The organism is Paractinoplanes lichenicola, from assembly GCF_016785085.1.
Taxonomy (GTDB): Bacteria; Actinomycetota; Actinomycetes; order Mycobacteriales; family Micromonosporaceae; genus Actinoplanes; species Actinoplanes lichenicola.
The window spans coordinates 43,813-65,893 of sequence record NZ_JAENHO010000024.1 but is presented as its reverse complement, the minus strand read 5'-3'; the positions used below and the strand labels follow the sequence as shown (position 1 = coordinate 65,893).

Genomic DNA, 22,081 nt, shown 5'->3' with positions numbered 1-22,081 from the left:
AATCGAATAAACGACCGCGGATATGGAAAAGGTCCCCCACTTCGCTCTCGCGATGTGGGAGACCAACGACTGTTAACCTAACTTCACGAAGGCCATTGACCAGTCATTTTCCGTACGCCAACGGCGCCGCCTCGATCGACGGCCGCCTTCACGAGTGCGAAGATGGCGCCTTGCAGAGCGGCCGCGGCGAGAATCTCGCCCCAGCCCCGATCCTCGTCGGTCGCGTTGGGCGCATCGTCGTCACCTGCGGTGAGTTTCCAGACTTCCTTGAAAACAAGCCCGGCCACCGCGCCGGCACCGATGCCGAGCAGCAACCCGACCGGCTTGTAGGCCAGCTTCGAAACCTTGCCGCTCACCGTCGACTCCCTCGCACGATCAGAATGATGCCCACGATCGCGACCGCGCCCGCGAAAACGAGGGAAATCGGAACCGGACTGTTCCGTATCTGTTCCCGCGCTTGGCCGGCAAGGTCGCTCGTGCTGTTCTGGTTGACCTTCTCAGTGGCCTGGTCGGCCACCTCGTGAACCTTTCCGGAGACCGCTCCCGCGGCGGCCGCGGCCACCCCGCGTACGCGCTCGGTGGCCTCCGCGGCCTGCGCCTTGACCTTCAGCTTGGTCTGCTCGACCTGCTCCTTGGCCCGGGCCTTGACGTCGGCCTTGGCGGCGAGGGCCTGAACCGTCTCGCCGAGCTCCGCGCGCGTCTGCTTGATCTCCGCGCGCAGCTCCTCGACCGTCGGCTTGGGGGCCGCCGATCCGTTGTTCTCGCTCATCCGCGACTCCGCTCCCTGACCGCGTGCTTGACCTCTTCGACGTCGGCCTTGACGCTCTCGATCGCGGCCTTGGGCTCCGGGGGAACCGCCTTGGTCACCTGCTTCTTGCCGACCAGGGCGAGAATGCCGGCCACCAGGAAGAGCGCGACCGTGATGATCAGCGCCGCCAGCCACAGCGGCAGGAACAGATCGAAAACGATGATCAGAGTGGCGATGAGCGCGCCCACTCCGTACATGGCCAGCACGCCGCCGGTGCCGAAGAGCCCGATGCCGATGCCGGCATGCTTGCCCTTCTCGGCGAGCTCGGCCTTGGCCAATGCGATCTCGTCACGAACGAGCCGGCTGACTTGCTCACTCGCGCGCTGAACCAGCTCGGCGGTGGACTGATCGGCGCCCGGGGCAGTGCGACCGTTCAGGACATCGGCCATGGTGTTCTCCCTTCCGTGTCCCGGTGTATGCCCTGATCACCAGAGAGTCAATCCTCCTGCGAAGAACCTGCCAGAACGCGTCACCGATTCGCGGGCACCGGCACCTGCTCGTCGGGACCGCCGAAGGTCGCGGCACGCTCGTCGGCGTCCTCACCGCCCGAGAAGACGCGGGCGTCGTCCGAGTCGGGCCGCGGCGCCGGGCGCAGGCTCTCGGCCACGGGCCGCGTCACGTTGGCCATGTCGGCCCGGAAGCGCGGCAGCGCGGTGCGCTGGTTGGCCCAGATGAACGTGACCAGGCGCTCGCGCACGAGACAGCGCAGGTCCCACAGCGAGGGGGCGTCGTTGGCGCTGACCAGGGCCCGCAGCCGCACCATGCCGCCCACGGCCTCGGTCACCTGCAGCACGCAGACGCGGCCGTCCCACAGTTCCGAGCCCTCGCAGGTGGCCCGCAGCTCCGCGCGCAGCGGCTCGATCTCGGTCGACCAGTCGACGTCGACCTCGGCGGTGCCGAGCACGGCGGAGGACGAGCGGGTCCAGTTCTGGAACGGCTTGGTGGTGAAGTACGAGGTCGGCATCAGCAGCCGCCGGTCGTCCCAGATCTGCACCGCCACGTAGGTCAGCGTCATCTCCTCGATGCGGCCCCACTCCCCCTCGACGACCACCACGTCATCGACCCGTACGGCGTCGCTGAAGGCCAGCTGCAGGCCGGCGAAGACGTTGCCCAGCGTGCTCTGCGCGGCCAGGGCGGCGATGACGCTGACGATGCCGGCCGAGGCGAGCACGCTGGCGCCGAGGGCCCTGATGCCCGGGAACGTCATCAGCACGACGCCCAGGGTGAGCACCACTATCGTGGCCACGGTGATCCGGCGGAGCATCACGATCTGGGTCTTGAAGCGGCGGCGGCGCAGGTTGTCGGGCACGTCGGTGCGCCAGTGGGCCAGCGCCGCGTCCTCCAGCGCGAGCAGGAACGCCGCGATCAGCCAGGCGAACGCGGCGATGAAGAGGATCACCAGCGCGTGCAGGATGCCCTCGCGGCCCGCGAAATCGTCGGTCACGACCCGCAACGCCTGCTGCAGGGCAAACAGGATCATGGTCGCCAGGAACGGCCGGTGCGCCGTCTGCGCCAGGTCGGCGGCGAGTTTCGACCTGCGGCCGAGCCGGCTCAGAAGCCAGTGCAGGACCGTCACCGCCAGTATCGCCGCCCCGGTCGCGGCGACGACGACGAGCACGGCCTTCACAGTGCTGGGCACTAATCTCTCCTTCGCAGGAAAAAGGTGCGGGTACCAGCGACCCAGCTTGCCCAGGTCGCCGATACCCGCAACTTTCCCGCAAGAAGATCGGTGCTAGCTCACACTTTCCGGTACTTGGCCTGTGCGATGCAGTAGACGCCGAAGGCCGCGATGCCGACCGCGATCACCGCGAGCAGCCACACGCCCCAGGAGTAACCGGCCAGGGTCTTCAGCGCGGCGTCGAGGCCGCGGGCCTTCTCGGGGTCGTAGTTCACAGCGGCCAGCACGACCAGCAGGCCGGCGATGGCGTACGCGGTGCCCTTGGCCATGTAGCCGGCCATGCCGAGCCGGATGATGGGCTGCCGGGTGCCGGCCGGCATCTCCTCGGTCTTCAAGTGCTTCGTGAACTTCTTCTTGAAGCCGTAGACGGCCATCCCGACGCCCACGCCGATCACCACGAGACCGACGAACCCGATCAGCCAGCGGCCGCCGGTGTTGTCCATGATGCTCGAGGTCTTGCTCTGCGAGGTGTCGCCCATCGAGGCGTTCGAGCCCTGCAGGATCTTGATGGCGTAGTAGGCCAGGTAGAGGTAGAGGATCGCGCGGGCCACGGAGAGCACCCGCTCGGCCTTGGCGGAGTTGTTCTGCTCGCCGCTCTCGCCGATGGCGGCCTCGAAGCCCTGCCAGATGGCCATGGCGATCATGCCGACGGCGATGATGACGAGCAACGTCTTGCCGAGGCCGTTGCCGGCCAGGGTCTGCAGCGCCCCGGACTGGTCGCTCTCCTGCGACGAGCCCTGGAACGCCACCTGCAGGGCGATCCACGCGAAGATCAGGTGGATGATGCCGTATCCGATGAAGCCACCTCGAGCCAGAAGTTCGAGCGGCTTGCTGTTGGCGGCCCGCGATGCGGTGCCTTTCACATTCGAGGCGGCGGTCATGGCAGCCACATTGACCCGTCCCGGATTTTTTCAAACCCGGGACGGGCACGTCGGCACGTGGTAAGGCGCTAGTTGCGCGAGACCTGCAGGCCGATCTGGTCCTGGGTCACGCTGTCGAGCGACACCTGCAGGCCGGCCACCTCGATGGCCTGCTGGCCCTTGGTCAGGCTGATCTGCTCACCGGCCACGTCGAGGGTGACGGTGTTGGCGTCGGCGCTGACAAACTTGGCCTCCACCCCCAGGAAGCTCGCGCTGGCGTTCGTTTCCCGGTCGATCGAGACGGTGCACTGGTCGAGGCCGCAGCTGACGTTGTCGCTGCTGCAACCGGCGAGGAGCGCGAGGCCGAGGGCGGCCGAGCTCAGAAGGGCGGCGAGACGGGGGGTGGGTTTCAACACCACTCCAGCGTACGGGGCCCGCGCGACCCTAAGCTGGGCCGATGAGCGACGTCGATGTGCGCGACAACCCGGCAGAGCACCGCTTCGAGCTGACCGTCGACGGGGAACTGGGCGGCATGGCCGTCTACCGCGTCCGCGACGGCATCACCGTCGTGACCCACAGCGAGATCGACCGCCGGTTCCGCGGGCAGGGCCTGGCCAACGTGCTGGCGCAGCGCACGCTCGACGAGCTGCGGACGCGGGGCGCACGGGTCTATCCGGCGTGCCCGTTCTTCGCGAAATACGTGGCCGAGCACCCCGAATACGACGACATCATCGAGGACTGACCGGTTGCCGGCGGTCGAGCCCCCCGCCCTGACCGCCGGCAACCGTGCTCGTTACGCCGCCAGCGGCTGCGGGGCCGGCGTGGGCACCCGGGTGCCCGCGATCAGCTCGGCCGCGGCCAGGCCGCAGGCGCGGGTGGCGCCGAAGGTCGCGATGTGCACGGCCCCGGTCACCGTCTCGGGCACGCCCATCTCGACCACGATCGCGTCCGGCCGCTGGGCCAGCACGGCGGTCAGCGCGGCGGCCAGCCAGGCGTGCCGGTGCACGTCGCGCACCACCAGCACCAGCGGGCGGCCGGCGGCGCCGTCGAGCACCGTGGCGGCGGGCTCGGCGCCGAGGTCGTCCTCGGTCAGGCGGACGGCGGTGGTGCCGGGCAGCAGCTCGTCGAGCGGCGTGCCCACGCCCCACGGGGTCTCGGCCCCGATCGCGATGTTGCGCGGCGGGGCGAACTCGACCACGTGCGGCGGCGCGGTGACCGGCAGCGTGGCCTCCGCGGTCGTGGTGACCCGGACGGCGCGGCGGGCGGCGGCGTAGCCGACGGTGTCGGTGCGGGTCAGCACGGCGACCTCGCGGCCCGCGTCGGCGACCGCGCGGGAACCGGTGGCGGTCTGGGTCGAGGTGGCCCACGCGCCCAGCAGGTTGACCCGGGCCGCGGCCGCGCGCAGCCGCTCCTCGGCGAGCTCGCCCGAGCGCACGGCGGCCACGATCGCGTCGCGCAGCATGGCGGCGGTCTGCTCGTCGGCGTGGTCGCCGCCCACGCAGATCGCGTCGACGCCGGCCGCGAGCGCCTTCACGGCCGCCCCGGCCAGCCCGTAGCGCCGGCGTACGGCCTGCATCTCGATGCCGTCGGTGACGATCAGGCCGTCGAAGCCGAGCTCCTCGCGCAGCAGCCCGGTCATGATCTTGTGGCTGAGGGTGGCCGGCAGCTCGGCGTCGTAGGCCGGGACGAGCAGATGCCCGGTCATCACCACCTGGACGCCGGCCTCGATCGCGGCCCGGAACGGCACGAGCTCGCACTCGGCCAGCTGGGCCCGGTCGCGGTCGATCAGCGGCACGTCGTGGTGCGAGTCGACGCTGGTGTCGCCGTGCCCCGGGAAGTGCTTGGCGCAGGCGGCGACGCCGGCCGACTGCAGACCCCGTACGAAGGCGGCCGAGTGACGGGCCACCAGGTGCGGCTCGGCCCCGAAGGCCCGTACGCCGATCACGGGGTTGGCCGCGTTGCTGTTGACGTCGGCGTCGGGCGCGTAGTCGAGCGTGATGCCCGCGTTAGCCAGGTCGGCGCCCAGATCGCGGGCGACCTCCTCGGTCAGCAGCACGTCGTCGATCGCCCCGAGGGCCAGGTTGCCGGGCCGCGAGCTGCCGTGCCGCGACTCGAACCGGGTGACGTCGCCGGCCTCCTCGTCGATCGCCACCAGCACGTCGGGGCGCTCGGCCCGCAGCTGCGCGGTCAGCGCCGCGACCTGCGCGGGCGACTCGACGTTGCGGGCGAACAGCGCGACCCCGCCGAGACCCTCACCCAGCCACCGCCGGACCCAGTCGGGCGCGGTGGTGCCGGCGAATCCCGGCTGCAGCACCGTCGCGGCCAGTTCCGGCAATTCGCCATGGTTCGGCATAGGCCCCCGTACCTCCGGTGACGTTTAAGCGCGCTCGTGAGAGCACACCCCCCGTTGTGCCGACCAATGGTCACACCCCGAGCGTGTTTCAGTCAACAAACCTTTCTATTAGCTGTGGGTAAAAGGGACCGATACCATGCGCGGGTGACCCCCTCCACGCTTGCCGCGTCCGGTGTCGACTGGTCCGAGGTGCACGCCGTCCGCCTGCTGGGCGTGGCTTTGGCGTTCCTCATCCTGATCTGGGCCATACGCCGCATGTTCGGTGGCAAGAAATAGGGGTACACCGGCGCATATGCGCATCGGATACTTCCTCTCCTGCGAGGAGTACGGCCCCGCGGAACTGCTCGAGCAGGCTCGCGCCGCGGAAAAGGCCGGCTTCTCCGCCCTGTGGATCTCGGACCACTACCACCCGTGGGTCGACGCCCAGGGCAACAGCCCGTTCGTGTGGTCGATGATCGGGGCGCTCAGCCAGGCGACGTCGCTGCCGATCACCACGGCGGTCACCTGCCCGACGGTCCGGATCCACCCGGCGGTGATCGCTCAGGCCGCGGCGACCAGCGCGGTGCTGACCGGGGGCAGGTTCCGGCTCGGGATCGGCACCGGCGAGGCGCTCAACGAGCACATCTTCGGCGACGCCTGGCCCGAGTTGGACGTACGGCTGGAAATGCTCGAAGAGGCCGTCGAGGTGATGCGTGGGCTATGGAAGGGCGACGTGTATTCGCACCACGGCAAGCACTACACGGTCGAGAACGCGCGGATCTACACGCTGCCCGACCAGCCCGTCGAGATCTACATCTCCGGGTTCGGGCCCAAGGCGGTCGACACGGCGGCGCGGCTCGGCGACGGCTACGTCAGCACGATGCCCGACGGCGAGCTGGTGTCACGCTTCCGCGAGAACGGCGGCGGCTCCAAGATCGCCCAGGCCGGGTTCAAGGCGGCGTTCGCGGCCACCGAGGACGAGGGCGCCCGGATCGCGTACGAGAAATGGCCGAACGCGGGCGTGCCCGGCGAGCTCTCCCAGGTGCTGCCCTCGCCCAAGCACTTCGAGCAGGCGTCCCAGCTGGTCACCGAGGACATGGTGCGCGAGGCGTTCGTCTGCGGCAGCGACCCGGCGGGCCACCTCGAGATGATCGACAAGTACCGCCAGGCGGGCTTCGACGAGGTGTACGTGGCGAACACCGGGCCGCACTACGCGGGCCTGTTCGACCTGTACGCCCAAGAGATCCTCCCCAAGCTCTCGTAAGCGTTTGCCTGACATGCCGGTGGGGCACAATGGCCGCTCGATGAAGCTTCCCGTCTACGGACCCCGACTCCGCAAGGTCGCCCGCCAGCACTTCGGGTGGCCCTCGCTGCGCCCCGGCCAGTTCAAGCCGATGCGGGCCGTGCTGCGCCGCCGCGACGCGCTGGTGGTGCTGCCGACCGGCGCCGGCAAGTCGGCGATCTATCAGATCCCGGCGGTGCTGCTGCCCGGGCCCACCGTGGTGATCTCGCCGCTGCTCGCCCTGCAGCAGGACCAGATCGCCGCCCTCAACGAGCGCGACGATCCCAAGATCCGGGCCGTCCGGGTCAGCTCGGCCGAGACGCCGGCCCAGCAGCGCGAGGCGATCCGCGAGCTCGCCGAGGGCCGCGCCGAGTTCCTCTTCATCACGCCCGAGCAGCTCAGCGATCCCGAGCGGATGGCCGAGGTGAAGGCGCTCAAGCCGGGCCTGGTGGCAGTGGACGAGGCGCACTGCATCTCGGCCTGGGGACACGACTTCCGGCCCGAGTTCCTGGCCCTGGGCGACCTGATCAAGGGGATCGGCCGCCCGCCCGTGCTGGCCCTGACGGCCACGGCCTCGCCGCCGGTGCGCGACGACATCATCGAGCGGCTGCACCTGGACAAGCCCGAGATCCACGTGCACGGGCTCGACCGGCGCAACCTGTTCCTCGAAGTGGCGTACTGCCCCGACGAGAACTACCGCTGGCGCAAGCTGACCGCCCTGCTCGACTCGGCGCCCGGCGCGGGCATCATCTATGTCGCGACCCGGCGTACGGCCGAGGAACTGGCGGCCAAGCTCACCGAGGCGGGCTATCCGGCCGAGTTCTATCACGGCGGCATGGCCGGCAAGGAACGCGAGCAGAAGCACGAGGACTTCACGGCCGACAAGATCGACATCATGGTCGCCACGTCGGCGTTCGGCATGGGCATCGACAAGCCGAACATCCGCTGGGTCGCCCACGTGGCCCTGCCCGACTCGCCGGACAGCTACTTCCAGGAGATCGGCCGCTCCGGCCGCGACGGCGAGCCGGCCCAGGCCCTGCTGCTGTGGCGGGCCGAGGACGAGGCCATCCAGCGGTTCTTCACCGGGGGCGCCCCCGACGAGGTCGAACTGCGCGAACTGGCGGCGGCGCTGCGCAAGGGCCCGCAGACCAAGACCGAGCTCAAGGAGGCCACCGGGCTCGGGCCACGCAAGCTCGGGGCGTACCTGGGCCTGCTGGAACAGGTCGGCGCGGCGGCCAGCGGGCGGGCCAACAAGCTGACGGTGCCGGTCTTCGCGCCGCTGCCGGCCGCCGCCGCGGCTCTCGCGGTCAAGGAGCACGAGCGGCAGCAGGTGGTGTCGCGCTCGCGCACCGACATGATGCGCGGCTTCGCCGAGACCCGTGCCTGCCGCACCCAGACCCTGCTGGCGTATTTTGGCGAGGAGCTGGCCAAGCCGTGCGGCCACTGCGACAACTGCGCCGAGGGCACCGCCGAGGAGGTCGAGACCGCCACCTCCGACGAGCCGTTCCCCGTGCACGCCAAGGTCCGCCACGGCGAATGGGGCCCGGGCACGGTGATGGGCTACGAGGAGGACCGGATGACGGTGCTCTTCGACGAGGTGGGCTACAAGACGCTCTCGGTGCCCGTCGTCAAGGAGAACAAGCTGCTGACCGACGCCTGAGCCTTGCCGGGGCCGGGCACTATCGGCTGATGCGGCCGATCAGCGGGCTGGTCTGCGGGGCCGTCACCACGGTGGCGCTCGGCCTGGTGCTGTCCGCCCTGGCCGGCTATCAGGTGCGCGACCACGGCGACCTCGACCCGGCCATCGGGCTGGGCGCGGCCCTGCTGGCGGCGATCGGGACGGCCGGGATCATCGCGGTGATCCGCACCTTCGGCTCCTGGCCCCGTACGCATGTGCTCGTTCCGCTGCTGTTCCTGCCGGCGGCGATCGCCCCGCTGGTGCTCGGTCTGGAACGCAACCGGATCGAGGCCGGCCTGGTGCTCGGCGCGGCCGCCTTCGCGATCCACCTGTCGCTCGGGCGCCGGCACGCGGTGGCTGCCGTCGCTGTCACCGTCGTCGTGGCGGGGCTGGCGGTGTGGGGACTGCAGGATCGGTGGCGGGCGCAGAAGTTCGAGGCGGTCGGCGTGCCGCTCTACGTGCCGGAGATCCCCGGATATCGGCTGAGCGCCGTGTGGGCCGGGCACTACAGCGTGACCCTGAAGCTGACGGCGCCCGGCGGCACGTGGCTCGACGTCCAACTGCTCAACGGCACCAACGACTTCCCTTGTGGACCGGGCCGGCCCGAACGCGCGGTCTATCCGCCCGAGGGCTCCCCGAAGCGGCTGGGGATATGCCTGCCTGAGGGCGGCACGATGCTCGTGTCACCGGGCTATCAAGCGCCGGACGTCACTCCGCTGCTGACCCACATCACCGTACGGGCGGTCGACGGCGCGACGCTGGCCGAGCACCCCGACGGCGTGACGTCCTTCGAGCCCGACTGACCTATGTGGCCGTCACGGTGACCCGGTCGGCCAGGCGTTGCAGGCTGATCGACAACGGGCGGAGCAGTACCGGCCGGCCGCTGACTAGGCTTCGGCCGTGCACAGTGAGCGGTGGCGGGAGCTGAAGGAAGACCGGTTGCACGAGGCGATCACCGTGCTCGGCCGCGTGCCCGGCGTGCGCGGTTTCCTGATCGGCGGCAGCCTGGGCCGCGGCGAACCGTGGCCGCTGTCCGACATCGATCTGCTCCCGGTCTACGACGACCCCGAGGCCGACCTCCCCGTACGCCAGGGGCAGCTCGAAATGGTCGACTGGTGGGCCGGTTCCGGCCTGGCGCAAAGCCTCGACCTGTCCTGGCTGTCCTTCACGACCGACGAGATCCGCTCGGCCATGACCGCCGGGCCCGAGGCGCTGGCGGGCACGATCGCCGAGGACCGCAAGTGGTTCCACGGTATCGACAAGGCGTACGGGAGCCGCCCTTCCGACCCGTCCGAGGAGCTGACGGCCGGCTTCGCGAACTGGCTCACGTCGGCCCGCTTCCACCCGTCGGTCGTCACCGCTCGCATCGCGGAGTGGCGCCGCCAGGCCCTGACCGCCGCGGACACGGCCCAGAAGTCGACCGATCCGGCCGCCGCGACTCTGCACTTACGGGAGTCGGCGCGGGCGGTTCGGATGATGGTGCTGGAGGGCTGGGGTGAGCGGCTCGGGTCGATGGGCCGGGAGTGGACCCGGTTCGAGCGGATGGCCGACAAGCACGGTCACCGTGAGCTGGCCGACCGCCTCGCCGTGCTGGCCGGGGCCGACGTGCCTGCCGCGAGCCGCCGGGCCGAGATCGCGCCGCTGTGGCTGCGGGAGCGCATCACGCTCTGCTGGCAGGCCCGGCAGGCGATCGGCGAGCCCGTCACCGCCGCTCAGAACGCCCGTGACCAGGTGGCGGCGTACCTGGTGCACGTCAGCCGGCACCGCCCCGACCTGGACGGACCTTGGACGGGGACCCCCGACCCCGATCTCGCCGCGCACCTCGAAGACCTTCGACATGTGATCGATGAGCTGGCCGGTGGGGTATAAGAGGCCCGACGAGGTTTCACCGAACGTGAGGATTCACCGTGAGCGACGATCCGCTGTACTCGATGCTGGGCTTCACCGACTCCGAGTGGGGGCTGCTCGTCGGCCTGCCCCAGTCGGTCCTCACCGCCGCCAGTGCCGCCACCCCCGACAGCCCCCGCAAGACCCGGGCCGAGACGGCGGCCGGTCTCGAGGTCATCTCGGACGCGCGGGCCTCGGCCAGCACCCTGGTCGCGGCGGTCGCCGGGGCGATCGTGTCGCGGGTGGGCGACCCCGAGATCGGTGAGGAGCCGCCGGTCATCGAGCCGAGCGACCCCATCGCGTACGCCGAGGACGTGCTGGGCCGGGCCGCCGAGGCCAACGCCCTGCTGGTCGCCAAGGCCGAGCAGGCCGACGCCGAGACGTACAAGCACTGGCTCGTCGAGATCGCCGAGAGCGTGGTCGGCGCCGCCTCCACCGGTGGCGTGCTGGGCATCGGCGGCGAGCCGGTCACCGACACCGAGCGCGCCTTCCGCGACGACCTGGCCAAGGCCCTCTCCGACTGACCCCGCGGCCGGATCTCATTGCGGCCGGGAAGTGGCCACTATCGGGACGACGATTGACTCATGAGCGAAGACATCGAGGAGTTCCGGATCGACGTTCCGCAGCGGCAGCTCGATGACCTGCGGCGCCGGCTCGCGGAGACGCGCTGGCCGGCGCCGCTGCCCGGGGACGGCTGGGACACCACGCGGATCGCCCGGGCCTGGGACACTCTGATGCAGCGGCTCGGCTATGACCGGTACGGCGCGCACGGCGGCGACATCGGCGCGTCGGTGGCCCCCGAGGTGGCCCGGGTCGCGCCCGGGCGGGTGGCCGGGGTGCACGTCAACGGCGACCCCGGCCCGATGCCGGATTTGCCGCTGAGCGACGACGAGTACGCGTCGCTGACCCCCGCCGAGCGCGATCGCGTGGACCGGATCGGCGCGTTCATGACCGAGGAGTTCGGCTACATCGCGATCCAATCGACGCGGCCGCAGACCCTGGCGTACGGCCTGGTCGACTCCCCGGCCGGCCAGCTCGCCTGGATCATGGACAAGTTCCGCGAGTGGACGTACCCCCGCGTCACCGAGCCGGACCGGATCCTCGACCGCGACGTGCTGCTCACCAACGCGATGTTCTATTGGCTCACGGGGACGGCCGGTTCGGCGGCGTACGTCGGCTACGCCCAGCACGCCGGGTTCGGCGAGAACGCCACGAACTCCGGCGTGCCCACCGCGGTGCTCAACTTCGCCCACGACGTCGGCATCCGCCGGTACGCCGAGCGGGAGCACACGATCGTGCGGTGGACCGACGTCGAGGGCCGGGGCGGGCACTTCGCCGCCCTGGAGGAGCCGGAGTTGCTGGTCGCCGACATCAGGGAGTTCTTCCGGGCGCTGTGAACCGTAGGCTGGGCGAGGACGGACGGAGAAGCCGATGGTCGTCGACGAATACGCGCAGGGCCGCCCCACGGCCGCCCTCAAGCCGTACGTCGCGGGCTACTCCGGTTATCGGCAGCAGGGTCTCCCGCCGATGCGGCATCTGGGCCTGCCCTCGCCCTGCCTCACGATGATCCTGACCCTTGACGACCCGCTGGTGATGGAGTCGCACCCCGACCCGCGCCAGCGTCCGGGCCGGTACGACGCCCTGATCGGCGGGCTGCATCTCTCGCCCGCGGTGATCACGCACGACGGGCGGCAGTCGGGGCTGCAAGTGGCGCTGTGGCCGCTGGGCTGCCGGGCGCTGCTGGGGCTGCCCGCGGGCGAGCTGGCCGGCCTCGACGTCGACGCCTCGGCGCTGCTGGGCGAGCCGGCGGTCGCGCGGATCCGCGAGCGACTCTCGGCGGCACCGGACTGGGCGAGCCGGTTCGCGCTGCTCGACGAGTGGCTCACCGCGCGCAGCCGGCAGACGTCGATCAGACCCGAGATCACGTACGCGTGGGGCCGCATCCTCGGCAACGTCCCGGTCCGCACGGTGGCCGCCGAGGTCGGGTGGAGCGGCCATCACCTGACCGACCGGTTCCGGGCCGAGACGGGGCTGCGGCCCAAGGAGGCGGCCCGCGTGGCGCGGTTCGACCGGGCCCGGCGGGCGCTGCGCCCGGGGCGGCCGATCGCCGAGGTGGCCGCCGCGTACGGGTTCGCCGACCAGTCGCATCTGGTCCGCGAGTTCCGGTCGCTGGCCGGGTGCACCCCGTCGGAGTGGCTGGCCGACCAGTTCGATTTTGTTCAAGCGCTGCAGCTCGAGCCCGCGCACGATGGGTCGCATGACTGACTCGAAGACTCCGGCCCCGCAAGTGTGGCCGACGCTGCGGGCCACCGACGCCCGCGCCCTGATCCGGTTCCTCGTCGACGCGTTCGGCTTCGCCGAGGTGGTCTCCTACGGCGACGGCGACCGGGTCGACCACGCGCAGCTGGCCGGGCCGCTCGGCGGCGGCATCATGCTGGGCTCGGCGAGCGGCCGCGGTGACGACGACAAGTGGGCACTCGAGCCGGGCACGTTCGGCTGTTACGTGGTGGCCGACGACATCGACGCGCTGCACGAGCGGGCGGCCAAGGCGGGCGCCGAGATCGTCAAACCGCCGTACGACACGGATTACGGCTCGCGCGACTTCATCGCCCGCGACCCCGAGGGCAACCTGTGGAGCTTCGGCACCTATCGGGGCGCGCCCGTCTAGAGCAGGCCGCGCTCGAAGGCCACGGCGACGGCCGCCGCACGGTCGCGGACGCCCAGTTTCGCGTACGCGTGCAGCAGGTGGGTCTTGACCGTGGCCTCGCTGATGAACAGGCGGCTCGCCGCTTCCTTGTTCGAGTTGCCCCGCGCGATCAGCGCCAGCACCTCGAGCTCGCGCTGGCTGAGGGGCTCCTTCGTCGCGGGGGAACGAAGGGTGCCCATCAGCCGGCCGGCGATCGCCGGGGAGAGCACCGACTCGCCCCGGTGGGCCGCCTCGACCGCGCGGAACAGTTCCTGCCGCGACGCGTCCTTGAGCAGGTAGCCGGTGGCGCCCGCCTTGATCGCGGGGAGCACGTCGGCGTCGGTGTCGTACGTGGTGAGCACCAGCACCCGGGCCCGCGAGCCCCGCTTGCGCAGCTCCTTGATCGCGGTCACGCCGTCCATGCCGGGCATGCGCAGGTCCATCAGCACGACGTCGGGGTCGACCGCGGGCAGCAGGGCCAGCGCCTCGGTGCCGTCGCCGGCCTCGCCCAGCACCTCGAAGCGGTCGTCGCCGATGAACATGCCGCGCAGCCCGTCGCGCACCACCGGGTGGTCGTCGACGATGAGCAGCCCGATCACGCGGCGGCCCCGATCGGGATGGCCGGCACGCAGGCCGAGAGCGCGGTGCCGGCGCCCGGTTCCGACTCGACCTCGAGGCTGCCGGCTATCCGGGCCAGCCGTTCGCGCATCCCGGCCAGCCCGAAGCCGCCGGTCTCGGAGAGCTCGCGCGGCGCCCGCGGGTCGAAGCCGTGCCCGTCGTCGCGGACGTCCAGCGTGACCACATCCTCCATGTAGGACAGCGTGAGCCCGACCCGTCCCGCGTCGGCATGCCGGGCGACATTGGCCAGAGCTTCCTGAGCCGTACGCAGGAGGGTCGCCTCGATCTCAGGCACGAGCGTGCGGGGCGTCCCCGTGGTGACCAGTTCCGCGGCCACCTCGTGCACCCGCGACCAGTCGGTCACGAGGTCGCCGATCGCGTCGGGCAGCGCGGCGCCGTCCAGGTTTTGCGGGCGTAGCGCCTGCACGGATCGGCGCGCCTCGGTCAGGCTGTCGCGGGCCAGGCTCTTGGCGTTGCCGAGGTGCCGCCACCAGTCGTCGGGCCGGTCGGCGGCGGCGCCGGTCGCCTCGAGCTGGGTCACGATGCCGGTCAGGCCCTGGGCCAGCACGTCGTGGATCTCGCCGGCCATCCGCTGCCGCTCGTCGAGCACGCCGGCCTCGCGGGCCTGGGCCAGCAGCTGGGCGTGCAGGCCGGCGTTCTCCTTGAGCGCCGCGGCGAGCTTGGCGTTCGCCTCGGCCAGATCCTCGATCATGCGGGCCCGCTTGAGCCCCTGCTCGTGGGTCCACATGGTCACCCAGATCATCACGTTGGCGATGCCGATGTTGATCGCCAGCACCACGAGCAGCACGGGAAGGATGCCCGGTTCGTCGAGATTGTCGACGCCGCCGATCTGGGAGACGGCCGAGGCGATCGCGATCAGCGTGGCCCCCGCCTGCCGCCGCCAGCTCTTGAGCCCGTACGTGGCCAGGATGTATCCGCTCCACGCGAAGAACCCGAACAGCGGGCTGGCCCAGATGAGCACGTAGATCAGCGTGACCAGGCCCAGGAAGAAGACGATCATCTTGCGTTCGTCCTGCTCCCATGAGGGGTGCAGGGTGACCCACCAGATGAGCCAGCAGAGGGTGACGACGGAGGCCCCGCAGACGATCAGCCAGCCCTGATGGGGCACGCCGACCGTGCCCCCGGCCACCACCAGGATCACCGAGGCGCCGAGCGCGATGTAGGGCAACCGCGCCATGATCCGCTCGGTGCGGTCCGGCTCCGTCATCTGCACCCCCGTCACGACCAGCGGAACAACCGGACCGCGGCGAACCCGAACACGGCCAGGTATCCCACCAGAACCGTAGCCGACAGCATGTTGGGCCAGCTGCCCGTCATGGCGTCGCTCAGGGCCCGCTCCCCCGCGCCCAGCGGCGTGAAGTCGGCGATCCGCTGCAGCACGCCGGGCATCGCCTCGCGTGGCAGCCACAGCCCGGCGAAGAACATCAGCGGGAAGAACAGCAGCGTCCCGATCGCGTTGCCGGCCTTGCCGCTCGGGGCGATCGCGGCGACGAACAGGCCGATCGCCAGCGTGCCGGCCGCGGTCAGCAGGAAGGCGAGGACGAAACCGGCGACGTTGTCGGCCAGCGGCACGTCGAAGACGACCCGGCCGACGACGAGCACCAGCGCGGTCGACACGATCGCGGCCAGCCCGTTCGAGGCCAGCTGGGCGCTCAGCATCGTCAGCGGCGACACCGGCGTGGTGGCGAGCCGGCGCAGCACGCCCCGCTCCCGATAGAGGGCGAGCACGGCCGGGGTGACCTGGATGGCCGCCATGGCCAGGGTCAGGATGACCGCGATGCCGACGTAAAGGTCGATGCCACGGGCGCCGCCGAGGTCGTCCGACGGCTTCCGGAAGTCGGGGATGCTGCCCAGGATGATCACGAGCAGGGTCGGGAAGAACAATACGAAGAAGGCGGCCATCGGCTCGCGCAGGAAGAGCTTGATCTCGGTCAGGGTGAGCTTGGTGAAGACGCGCATCGGGTTCACTCCTTCGTCGAGCGGCCGGTCAGCTGCACGAACGCGTCGTCCAGGCTGGCCTGCTCGATCCGCAGGTCGGCGGCGATGATCTCGTTGACGGCCAGCACCGAAGTGACGGCGTGCAGCAGGTTGCCGCGACCGACGACCTCGAGCTGCGGGCCGTGGCGGCGCACCTCGTGCACCTCGGGCAGCGCGGTCAGCAGCTCGTCGGCGACCGGGGCGGACGGCCGGAAGCGGATCCGCTGTTCGGCGCCGAGCCCCGCGACCAGGCCGGCCGGGGTGTCGAGCGCGACGACCCGGCCGTGGTCGATCACCGCGAGCCGGTCGCAGAGCCGCTCGGCCTCCTCCATGAAGTGGGTGACCAGCACGATCGTGACGCCGCTGGCGCGCACCGACTCGATCAGATCCCACGTGTCGCGGCGGGCTTGCGGGTCGAGCCCGGTGGTCAGCTCGTCCAGGATCGCGATCTGCGGCCCCCCGATGAGCGCGAGCGCGATGGAGAGCCGCTGCTTCTGGCCACCCGAGAGCTTCCCGTACGGGGTCTTGAGCTTCTCGGTCAGGCCGAGCTCGCGGGTCAGCGCGCGCCAGTCGGCCGGCTCCGGATAGAAGGACGCGTACAGGTCGAGCGCCTCACGGACGGTGAGCTTGTCCGGAAGCTGGCTCTCCTGCAGCTGGACGCCGACGTCGCGGCGCAGGGACTTGTCGCGGGGCTCCCGGCCGAGCACGCGGATCGTGCCCGAGTCGGCCGCCCGGAGCCCGGAGACGCTCTCGACCGTGGTGGTCTTCCCGGCGCCGTTCGGACCGAGGATGCCGAAGATCTCGCCGGGCTCCACAGTGAACGAGACGTCCCGCACCGCGACCGTGTCCCCGTACGTCTTGCGCAGGTTCTGGACCTCGATGACTGCCATGCATCGAGCGTCACAGCACGGCCGCTCGAAAAAATCGAACAGCTCGCTCGACCGGGCATCCACCAACTGGTGGATGCCGGATTAGGACGCCACGGCCTCTTCGGTGCTCACGCCGGCCCGGCGGCCCGTGACGGCCTGATAGACCGAGCCCACCTGAGCCGCGACACGCTTCCACGAATACGCCTGCCGGGCCCGGTCGAGCGCCGCCGTGGCGTACGCGAAACGCCGGACCTTGTCGTTGACCAGCCGCCGCAGGGCCCCGCCGAGCGCGCGCGGGTCGCGGGCCGGCACCAGATCGCCGGTCAGCCCGTCGACCACGGTCTCGGTCAGGCCGCCGACCGCCGTGCCGATCACCGGCACGCCGCAGGCCATCGCCTCGAGCGCGGACGGCTCGAACTGCTCCTGCCAGCCCGCCGCGACCAGCAGGTCGGCCGAGCGATACCAGCGCGGCATGTCCTTGGCCGGCACCGCCCCGACCAGCCGGAACCGGTCGGCGACCTGCAGCCTCTCGGCGAGCGCGCGCAGCTTGCGGGCGTTCGGGTCGGCGGTCAGCTGATCGGCCGCGGGGCCACCGACCACGACCACCTCGGCGGTCGGCACGTACCGCATGGCCTCGAGGACGTCGCCGAAGCCCTTGCGTTCGACCAGCCGGCCGACGGAGAGGATGCGGGGGCGCTCGGGGTCACGCTCGACCGCCGGGCCCTCCGGGGTGAATCGGATGCTGTCGACACCCGAGGGCACGACGGTCAGCTGCGCGCGGGGCACACCCAGGCGGACCAGGCCCTGCACCTCGTCCTGCGTCTGCGCGACCACGCGGTCGACCGCCCGGCCCAGGGCGCGCTCATACCCCGTACGGGAAGGTTTGCTGTTGCCGGCCTCGACCTCGCCGAGCTGGTGGAACGACTGCACGACGGGGATGCCGATCTGGCGGGCGGCCGTGACCGCGGCGAGCCCGCTGGTCCAGAAGTGGGCGTGGGCGACCTCGGGGACCCAATGCCCCGTACGCCAATGCTGCTCGAGCCACTTGGCGAACTCACCCATGTGCGGCAGCAGCAGGTCAGGCGGGAGAAAATGGGGCGGACCGGCCGGAACGTGCACGACCCGGATGCCGCCCGGGGTGGTGACCACCTCGGCCACCGCCGGGTCGTCGCGCCGGGTGTAGACACAGACGTCGTTGCCCAGCTCGGCCAGCGCCGCGGAGAGGCCGGCGACGTGTTCGTGCTGCCCGCCGTCGCCCAGGGGGCTGGCGTGCTCGGAAATCATGGCAATGCGCACGTGGTCCCCTCCAGCTGGCTGCGTTTCGCGGTGGCATGTGCCCGACCGCCGAATCCGTAAACCTCGGCCTATCCGTTACGCTGTCTCTTCGCAGGGTATGTCCTGGTCGTGGCTACTGTGCAGCGTACCGTTCAAGCCCCGCCGGACAGCGTCTTCGCCGTGCTCGCGGACGGGTGGACCTACAGCGACTGGGTGGTCGGAACCGCCCACATCCGCGACGTCGATCAACACTGGCCGCAGGTCGGTGCGGAGTTGCACCACAAGGCCGGCCCGTGGCCGCTCTCCCTGCACGACTCGTCGACCGTCCTGGCCATGGAGCCCGGGCGGCACCTGCGCCTGCGGGCCGGGCTGTGGCCGCTGGGCGAGGCGGTGGTCGACATCCGCCTCGAGCCCGCCGGCGCCGGCACCCGCGTGACGATGAGCGAGCAGTTCGAGCGCGGGCCGCTGCTGGCCGCCCGCAACAAGATCAACGACCTCGTCCTGCACCAACGCAACGTCGAGGCGTTGCGCCGCCTGGCCGACCTGGCCGAGAACTACGCCGACCGCCTGATCGCCCGAGCCAGCCAGTCGTAGGCAGACTCCTGGTTCGCTAGTCGAGCAGGTTGCGGTAGTGCCGACGGTATTTGTCCAGAATTGGATCGATGTCGGAGGTGGCGCTCTCGTCGAGCCGGTCGAACGCATGCCGGTAGAGGGCTATGTCCTGCGCTCCGGTGGTGATGATCGAGCTGTTGTAGACGTCGATGACCACGCACTTGCTGTCGAGCAACTCGAAGCCGTGCAGCTGCGCGATCGTCCACGGCGCGGCCGCCGGAATGATCCGCAACGTGACGTTCGGCTGGACCGCCAACTGCCGCAGCCGCTTGATCTGAGCAAGCATGAATTCGGGTGCGACCACAGCGCTGGCCAGCACCGATTCGGTCAGCAGGAAGAAGAAACGACGGTCCGGATCATCGAGAACTTCCTGCCGCCGCACTCGCGCTGACAGAGCTTCCGGAATGACGACGTTGTCGGCCTCCGGAATCGCCGCCTTACGCACCTCGTGAGCAGCGACAAGAACGGCACGAGCGTAATCGCTGGTCTGAGCGAGTCCCACGACGACAGCCGGCTGAAAGACCCGGAACTCCCGGACCCCGGCTTCCATCCGGGCCACCGATCGCTGGGAGGCCGTGACCGAACCCGCGGCCGAACGCATGTCGGTCAGCCGATTCTGAGTCGCCTCGGCACTCTCGACCAACCGAGCCACCACATCCGCCGGAGCGCCCAACGCCCGTGCCAGGCGACCGGCATCCTCCGGCGCCACCGGCGTCGAACCCGTTTCGATCCGCGAAATCTTGGACTGGCTCATCTCGACCATCCGGCCGAGCTCCGCGCCGGTCAGTCCGGCCTCGATGCGCAACTGGTGGAGGACCACGCCGACCGGGGCCGGCGCCGCGTCACCGTTCCTGATCGACTGCTCATCGGTCACGACCGGCCCCCTTTCGGTGTGGCCCTCCGGCGTCCAGACTCAGGACTGGTTCCGCACCGCCGCCGCCAGCAGATCGGCCGGGATCTCGACAAGCAGTTCCCCGGACGGCAAATCGATTCCGGCCGCTGCCCCGTCGACGGCGTACCCCTGGACCACGATCGTGCCCTTTCCAGAGAGATAGACCGTAGGGCAGCTTCCGCCGGAGCACGAGGCGGCCAGCTCGGTCAGCCGCAACCCCGGCGCGTCGACTTCGGTGTCGATTTCGCTCATCAGCTTTTGCATCCTGTCTCATGCACGATGGGATAGATCGTATTCACAATGCATCTGACCCACCAAGGTGCATGCCGACGGATAGTAAGCACGTAGCCAGGTAGCGCTCGGTCACCTGTCAATCTGCCAGGTAGCCGATTAGGCCGGTAGTGTCCGTTATTCGCGCCAGATGCATATGCGCTGGCGGTCATGGTACAGATGCCGCGACCCTGACGAATGAGGGAGCGGCAACCCCGCCTCCCACGACCCCCCGGACGAGGAGGCTGACGTGTCACAAACACTCCAAAACCATTCCGGATCTTTGGCGCTGAATGGCGCGCTCTACCTCGCCCTTGCCGGATTGTGCCTGGTCGTCGCGGTTGATCAGGTGAAGCGCCTGGTGCAGCCCATCGGACCCCTGATCCGCGCGGCGGCCGCCGCCCTGGCCGTCTTCCTCTGCCTGACCACCGCGCTTCTTCTTCTGGCCGCTGCCCTCCTGAGCGGGCGCTGACATGGAGTACACGATCTTTGCCATCGTGGCCGGAGTGACTGTCCTATGCATCTGTGTCGAATTGCTTGCCGCCGTCATACCGCTGCTGGTCGTGCTCACATTCGTCCCGCCCGAGGAGCGGCCGGCGCTCGCGGCGGTGCTGGCCGCCACCGACAGCTCGCGCCGGCTGCGGCTGTGGCCCGCCCTGCGGGTCGCGGTAGAAGCTCGGCGGCTCAGCCGTAGACGACGCGGTGGCCCGCGTTGATCAGGCCGCGGTAGGCGTCGCCGAGGACGGTTCGGTTGCGGGCCAGGGCGGCTCGGGCCGCGTTGGCGCCCGGGGCACCGTGGACGCCGCCGCCGGGGTGGGCCGAGGAGCTGGCCATGAAGAGGCGGTCGACCGGGGTGTCGGCGCGGCCCAGGCCGGGGATCGGGCGCAGGAAGAGTTGCTGGAAGGCCGCCGCTGTGCCGCCGCCCAGGGCGCCGCCGACCAGGGACGGGTTTTCGCGTTCCATGTCGGCCGGGGAGAAGACGTTGCGGCCGATGACCTCCTGGCGGAAGCCGGGGGCCTGGTCCTCGATCACCGACTCCATGCGTTCGACGTGGGCCGCGATCTCGTCGGGGTCCCAGTGCTTGCGGTGCGGCAGGTGGGTGTACGCCCAGAGCGACTCCGTGCCCTCTGGTGAGTGCGTCGGGTCGGCCGTGGTCATCTGGCCCAGCAGCAGGAACGGGTCGGGCGGCAGCGAGTCGGTGGCCAGGTGGGACGCGTACCGGGTCAGGCCGTCGAGGTCGGCGCCCAGGTGGACCGTGCCCGCGCCCGCCGCGGCCGGGTTCTTCCAGGGCATCTTTGTGCGGACGGCCCAGTCGACCTTGACCGTGGCGCCGTCCCAGCGGAAGCGGGCCAGGTCCTCGATCATCCGCGGCGGGAGCCAGCGCTCGCCGACCAGGTCGAGATACATCGACGGGGCCGGGACGTCGGCCACCACCGCGCGATATGCCCGGAAAGCCTCGCCACCGGCGGAACGGACGCCCATCGCCTTGCCCCGCGCGATCAGGACCTGGGAGACCGGGGTCTCGTAGCGGATCCGGCCGCCGCGCTGCTCGAGCCGCGAGACGAGGGCGTCGGTGATCTTCTGGGCGCCACCCACGGGCACCGGCCAGCCGTACTGCTGGCCCAGCATGGCGAGCAGCCACCCGTACACGCCGCCGCCGGCCTCTTCGGGTGAGAGGTCGGTGTGCAGGGCGCAGCCGGCCATCAGCATGGTCGCGCCCTCGCCGCGGAACATCTCGGTGCCCATCTCGCGCACCGACAGCAGCAGCCGGCGGGCCAGCCGGAGCGAGCGGGGCGCGCCCAGCCGGCGGGCCACCCCCAGGCCACCGCGGACCGGCGGGAACGGCGTCAGGATGGTGTCCAGCATCGTCCGGGAGACCGAGCGCCATTCCGCGTACGTCTCCTGCCAGCTCTCGCCGTCGCCGGGGGCGAACCGGTCGAGCGACTCCATCGTGCGCGAGATGTCGCGGCTCAGCGTGGCCGCCCGCCCGTCCGGCATGAGGTGGGTCAGCACCTCGGGGGCGTGCGTCCAGCTCAGCCCGTGGTCGCCCAGATCCAGGCCCTTCAGCACCGGCGAGGCGTACCCGAGGGGATAGAACGAGCTGAAAAGATCACTGAGGTAGCCGGGTGCGGTCACGTAGCCCGACCGGACCGCCCCGCCCGGATGCGGGGTCGCCTCGAGCACGAGGACCGACCATCCGGCGTCGGCGAGCAGGTTGGCCGCGACCAGGCCGTTGTGCCCGGCGCCGATGACGATCGCGTCCGCGCTCTCCATGAAAGTCCCCCGCGTTTGTCGCTGAGCGTGCTCGGGTAGCTGCGCTGTGAAGAACCTTGAGG

General features: G+C 70.6%; 28 protein-coding genes. 13 read left to right on the top strand and 15 right to left on the bottom strand.

The genetic code is table 11. The features are described 5' to 3' along the window. Positions 1-83: 83 nt before the first annotated feature. The 6 genes from JKJ07_RS47620 to JKJ07_RS47595 form a co-directional block, all read right to left on the bottom strand. Entirely contained in the window at positions 84-356 is a 273-nt protein-coding gene (locus JKJ07_RS47620; RefSeq protein WP_184956266.1) for a DUF4235 domain-containing protein, read from the bottom strand. After that, positions 353-769: a DUF3618 domain-containing protein gene (locus JKJ07_RS47615; protein ID WP_203078520.1), complete on the bottom strand. Its 417-nt coding sequence runs from the start codon at positions 767-769 to the stop codon at positions 353-355. Before JKJ07_RS47615 ends, JKJ07_RS47620 begins: the two co-directional genes overlap by 4 nt. After that, positions 766-1,197, bottom strand: coding sequence for a phage holin family protein (locus JKJ07_RS47610; protein ID WP_203078519.1), 432 nt, complete (start codon positions 1,195-1,197; stop codon positions 766-768). Before JKJ07_RS47610 ends, JKJ07_RS47615 begins: the two co-directional genes overlap by 4 nt. An 80-nt stretch (positions 1,198-1,277) precedes the next feature. Further along, entirely contained in the window at positions 1,278-2,447 is a 1,170-nt protein-coding gene (locus JKJ07_RS47605) for a mechanosensitive ion channel family protein (protein WP_203078518.1), read from the bottom strand. Between the two features lie 98 nt (positions 2,448-2,545). Next, positions 2,546-3,367, bottom strand: coding sequence for a DUF1206 domain-containing protein (locus JKJ07_RS47600; protein ID WP_203078517.1), 822 nt, complete (start codon positions 3,365-3,367; stop codon positions 2,546-2,548). 68 nt (positions 3,368-3,435) lie between these two features. Then, positions 3,436-3,765 carry a hypothetical protein gene (locus JKJ07_RS47595; protein ID WP_203078516.1) on the bottom strand — a complete coding sequence of 110 codons (330 nt, stop codon included), beginning with the start codon at positions 3,763-3,765 and terminating at the stop codon, positions 3,436-3,438. A gap of 38 nt (positions 3,766-3,803) precedes the next feature. Between JKJ07_RS47595 and JKJ07_RS47590 the strand changes: the two genes are divergently transcribed. Continuing rightward, on the top strand, positions 3,804-4,088 hold the full coding sequence (locus JKJ07_RS47590; protein ID WP_203078515.1) for a GNAT family N-acetyltransferase: 285 nt from the start codon (positions 3,804-3,806) through the stop codon (positions 4,086-4,088). Between the two features lie 51 nt (positions 4,089-4,139). Here JKJ07_RS47590 and JKJ07_RS47585 read toward each other — a convergent pair whose 3' ends face one another. After that, entirely contained in the window at positions 4,140-5,699 is a 1,560-nt protein-coding gene (locus JKJ07_RS47585; RefSeq protein ID WP_203078514.1) for a glycoside hydrolase family 3 protein, read from the bottom strand. A 144-nt stretch (positions 5,700-5,843) separates the two neighbouring features. On the opposite strand from JKJ07_RS47585, the gene JKJ07_RS51475 reads away from it, so the two are divergent. From JKJ07_RS51475 to JKJ07_RS47545, 9 genes are all read left to right on the top strand, one after another. Further along, positions 5,844-5,975: a hypothetical protein gene (locus JKJ07_RS51475; protein ID WP_260416701.1), complete on the top strand. Its 132-nt coding sequence runs from the start codon at positions 5,844-5,846 to the stop codon at positions 5,973-5,975. 16 nt (positions 5,976-5,991) lie between these two features. Beyond that, positions 5,992-6,942: a TIGR03557 family F420-dependent LLM class oxidoreductase gene (locus tag JKJ07_RS47580; RefSeq protein WP_203078513.1), complete on the top strand. Its 951-nt coding sequence runs from the start codon at positions 5,992-5,994 to the stop codon at positions 6,940-6,942. A 40-nt stretch (positions 6,943-6,982) separates the two neighbouring features. Beyond that, entirely contained in the window at positions 6,983-8,620 is a 1,638-nt protein-coding gene (locus tag JKJ07_RS47575; protein WP_203078512.1) for a RecQ family ATP-dependent DNA helicase, read from the top strand. 29 nt (positions 8,621-8,649) lie between these two features. Further along, on the top strand, positions 8,650-9,441 hold the full coding sequence (locus JKJ07_RS47570; RefSeq protein ID WP_203078511.1) for a hypothetical protein: 792 nt from the start codon (positions 8,650-8,652) through the stop codon (positions 9,439-9,441). 97 nt (positions 9,442-9,538) lie between these two features. Continuing rightward, positions 9,539-10,507 carry a nucleotidyltransferase domain-containing protein gene (locus JKJ07_RS47565; RefSeq protein ID WP_203078510.1) on the top strand — a complete coding sequence of 323 codons (969 nt, stop codon included), beginning with the start codon at positions 9,539-9,541 and terminating at the stop codon, positions 10,505-10,507. A 38-nt stretch (positions 10,508-10,545) separates the two neighbouring features. Beyond that, positions 10,546-11,049 (top strand): hypothetical protein, encoded by a 504-nt coding sequence (locus JKJ07_RS47560; RefSeq protein ID WP_203078509.1) that lies wholly within the window; start codon positions 10,546-10,548, stop codon positions 11,047-11,049. Between the two features lie 60 nt (positions 11,050-11,109). Then, complete coding sequence (locus JKJ07_RS47555) at positions 11,110-11,922, top strand: alpha/beta hydrolase (protein ID WP_203078508.1); 813 nt, start codon at positions 11,110-11,112, stop codon at positions 11,920-11,922. Between the two features lie 34 nt (positions 11,923-11,956). Then, positions 11,957-12,790: a helix-turn-helix transcriptional regulator gene (locus JKJ07_RS47550; protein ID WP_203078507.1), complete on the top strand. Its 834-nt coding sequence runs from the start codon at positions 11,957-11,959 to the stop codon at positions 12,788-12,790. Further along, entirely contained in the window at positions 12,783-13,193 is a 411-nt protein-coding gene (locus JKJ07_RS47545; RefSeq protein ID WP_203078506.1) for a VOC family protein, read from the top strand. The genes JKJ07_RS47550 and JKJ07_RS47545 overlap by 8 nt, the downstream gene beginning before the upstream one ends. Here JKJ07_RS47545 and JKJ07_RS47540 read toward each other — a convergent pair. The 5 genes from JKJ07_RS47540 to JKJ07_RS47520 all read right to left on the bottom strand — a co-directional run bounded on the left by JKJ07_RS47540 (position 13,190) and on the right by JKJ07_RS47520 (position 17,992). Next, positions 13,190-13,810, bottom strand: a complete 621-nt coding sequence (locus tag JKJ07_RS47540) for a response regulator (RefSeq protein ID WP_203078505.1) — start codon at positions 13,808-13,810, stop codon at positions 13,190-13,192. The genes JKJ07_RS47545 and JKJ07_RS47540 overlap by 4 nt on opposite strands. Further along, on the bottom strand, positions 13,807-15,057 hold the full coding sequence (locus JKJ07_RS47535; protein ID WP_236031459.1) for a sensor histidine kinase: 1,251 nt from the start codon (positions 15,055-15,057) through the stop codon (positions 13,807-13,809). Before JKJ07_RS47535 ends, JKJ07_RS47540 begins: the two co-directional genes overlap by 4 nt. An 11-nt stretch (positions 15,058-15,068) precedes the next feature. Further along, on the bottom strand, positions 15,069-15,809 hold the full coding sequence (locus JKJ07_RS47530) for an ABC transporter permease (RefSeq protein ID WP_203078504.1): 741 nt from the start codon (positions 15,807-15,809) through the stop codon (positions 15,069-15,071). A gap of 5 nt (positions 15,810-15,814) precedes the next feature. Further along, positions 15,815-16,717 (bottom strand): ABC transporter ATP-binding protein, encoded by a 903-nt coding sequence (locus JKJ07_RS47525; protein ID WP_203078503.1) that lies wholly within the window; start codon positions 16,715-16,717, stop codon positions 15,815-15,817. Positions 16,718-16,798: 81 nt separating this feature from the next. Next, positions 16,799-17,992 (bottom strand): glycosyltransferase, encoded by a 1,194-nt coding sequence (locus tag JKJ07_RS47520; RefSeq protein WP_203078502.1) that lies wholly within the window; start codon positions 17,990-17,992, stop codon positions 16,799-16,801. A gap of 108 nt (positions 17,993-18,100) precedes the next feature. On the opposite strand from JKJ07_RS47520, the gene JKJ07_RS47515 reads away from it, so the two are divergent. After that, entirely contained in the window at positions 18,101-18,565 is a 465-nt protein-coding gene (locus tag JKJ07_RS47515) for an SRPBCC family protein (RefSeq protein WP_203078501.1), read from the top strand. A gap of 16 nt (positions 18,566-18,581) precedes the next feature. Here the strand turns inward: JKJ07_RS47515 and JKJ07_RS47510 are convergent, their stop codons facing one another. Both JKJ07_RS47510 and JKJ07_RS47505 read right to left on the bottom strand, forming a co-directional pair. Then, entirely contained in the window at positions 18,582-19,457 is an 876-nt protein-coding gene (locus JKJ07_RS47510; RefSeq protein ID WP_203078500.1) for a helix-turn-helix domain-containing protein, read from the bottom strand. Between the two features lie 39 nt (positions 19,458-19,496). Then, positions 19,497-19,739, bottom strand: coding sequence for a hypothetical protein (locus tag JKJ07_RS47505; RefSeq protein ID WP_236031458.1), 243 nt, complete (start codon positions 19,737-19,739; stop codon positions 19,497-19,499). 256 nt (positions 19,740-19,995) lie between these two features. Here JKJ07_RS47505 and JKJ07_RS47500 point away from each other — a divergent pair, with 256 nt between their 5' ends. Both JKJ07_RS47500 and JKJ07_RS47495 read left to right on the top strand, forming a co-directional pair. Beyond that, positions 19,996-20,217, top strand: coding sequence for a hypothetical protein (locus JKJ07_RS47500; protein ID WP_203078499.1), 222 nt, complete (start codon positions 19,996-19,998; stop codon positions 20,215-20,217). Between the two features lies 1 nt (position 20,218). Next, on the top strand, positions 20,219-20,461 hold the full coding sequence (locus JKJ07_RS47495; RefSeq protein WP_203078498.1) for a hypothetical protein: 243 nt from the start codon (positions 20,219-20,221) through the stop codon (positions 20,459-20,461). Here the strand turns inward: JKJ07_RS47495 and JKJ07_RS47490 are convergent. Next, positions 20,430-22,019 (bottom strand): phytoene desaturase family protein, encoded by a 1,590-nt coding sequence (locus JKJ07_RS47490; protein ID WP_203078497.1) that lies wholly within the window; start codon positions 22,017-22,019, stop codon positions 20,430-20,432. The two genes, JKJ07_RS47495 and JKJ07_RS47490, sit on opposite strands and share 32 nt — an antisense overlap. Positions 22,020-22,081: the final 62 nt, after the last annotated feature.

What these genes read in the sequence shown, in the direction of transcription:
- JKJ07_RS47615 (WP_203078520.1), bottom strand. Translation starts at nt 769, where the DNA reads ATGAGCGAGAACAACGGATCGGCGGCCCCCAAGCCGACGGTCGAGGAG.
- JKJ07_RS47610 (WP_203078519.1), bottom strand. Translation starts at nt 1,197, where the DNA reads ATGGCCGATGTCCTGAACGGTCGCACTGCCCCGGGCGCCGATCAGTCC.
- JKJ07_RS47600 (WP_203078517.1), bottom strand. Translation starts at nt 3,367, where the DNA reads ATGACCGCCGCCTCGAATGTGAAAGGCACCGCATCGCGGGCCGCCAAC.
- JKJ07_RS47590 (WP_203078515.1), top strand. Translation starts at nt 3,804, where the DNA reads ATGAGCGACGTCGATGTGCGCGACAACCCGGCAGAGCACCGCTTCGAG.
- JKJ07_RS47585 (WP_203078514.1), bottom strand. Translation starts at nt 5,699, where the DNA reads ATGCCGAACCATGGCGAATTGCCGGAACTGGCCGCGACGGTGCTGCAG.
- JKJ07_RS47580 (WP_203078513.1), top strand. Translation starts at nt 5,992, where the DNA reads ATGCGCATCGGATACTTCCTCTCCTGCGAGGAGTACGGCCCCGCGGAA.
- JKJ07_RS47575 (WP_203078512.1), top strand. Translation starts at nt 6,983, where the DNA reads ATGAAGCTTCCCGTCTACGGACCCCGACTCCGCAAGGTCGCCCGCCAG.
- JKJ07_RS47570 (WP_203078511.1), top strand. Translation starts at nt 8,650, where the DNA reads ATGCGGCCGATCAGCGGGCTGGTCTGCGGGGCCGTCACCACGGTGGCG.
- JKJ07_RS47555 (WP_203078508.1), top strand. Translation starts at nt 11,110, where the DNA reads ATGAGCGAAGACATCGAGGAGTTCCGGATCGACGTTCCGCAGCGGCAG.
- JKJ07_RS47550 (WP_203078507.1), top strand. Translation starts at nt 11,957, where the DNA reads ATGGTCGTCGACGAATACGCGCAGGGCCGCCCCACGGCCGCCCTCAAG.
- JKJ07_RS47545 (WP_203078506.1), top strand. Translation starts at nt 12,783, where the DNA reads ATGACTGACTCGAAGACTCCGGCCCCGCAAGTGTGGCCGACGCTGCGG.
- JKJ07_RS47535 (WP_236031459.1), bottom strand. Translation starts at nt 15,057, where the DNA reads ATGACGGAGCCGGACCGCACCGAGCGGATCATGGCGCGGTTGCCCTAC.
- JKJ07_RS47530 (WP_203078504.1), bottom strand. Translation starts at nt 15,809, where the DNA reads ATGCGCGTCTTCACCAAGCTCACCCTGACCGAGATCAAGCTCTTCCTG.
- JKJ07_RS47525 (WP_203078503.1), bottom strand. Translation starts at nt 16,717, where the DNA reads ATGGCAGTCATCGAGGTCCAGAACCTGCGCAAGACGTACGGGGACACG.
- JKJ07_RS47505 (WP_236031458.1), bottom strand. Translation starts at nt 19,739, where the DNA reads ATGCAAAAGCTGATGAGCGAAATCGACACCGAAGTCGACGCGCCGGGG.
- JKJ07_RS47495 (WP_203078498.1), top strand. Translation starts at nt 20,219, where the DNA reads ATGGAGTACACGATCTTTGCCATCGTGGCCGGAGTGACTGTCCTATGC.
- JKJ07_RS47490 (WP_203078497.1), bottom strand. Translation starts at nt 22,019, where the DNA reads ATGGAGAGCGCGGACGCGATCGTCATCGGCGCCGGGCACAACGGCCTG.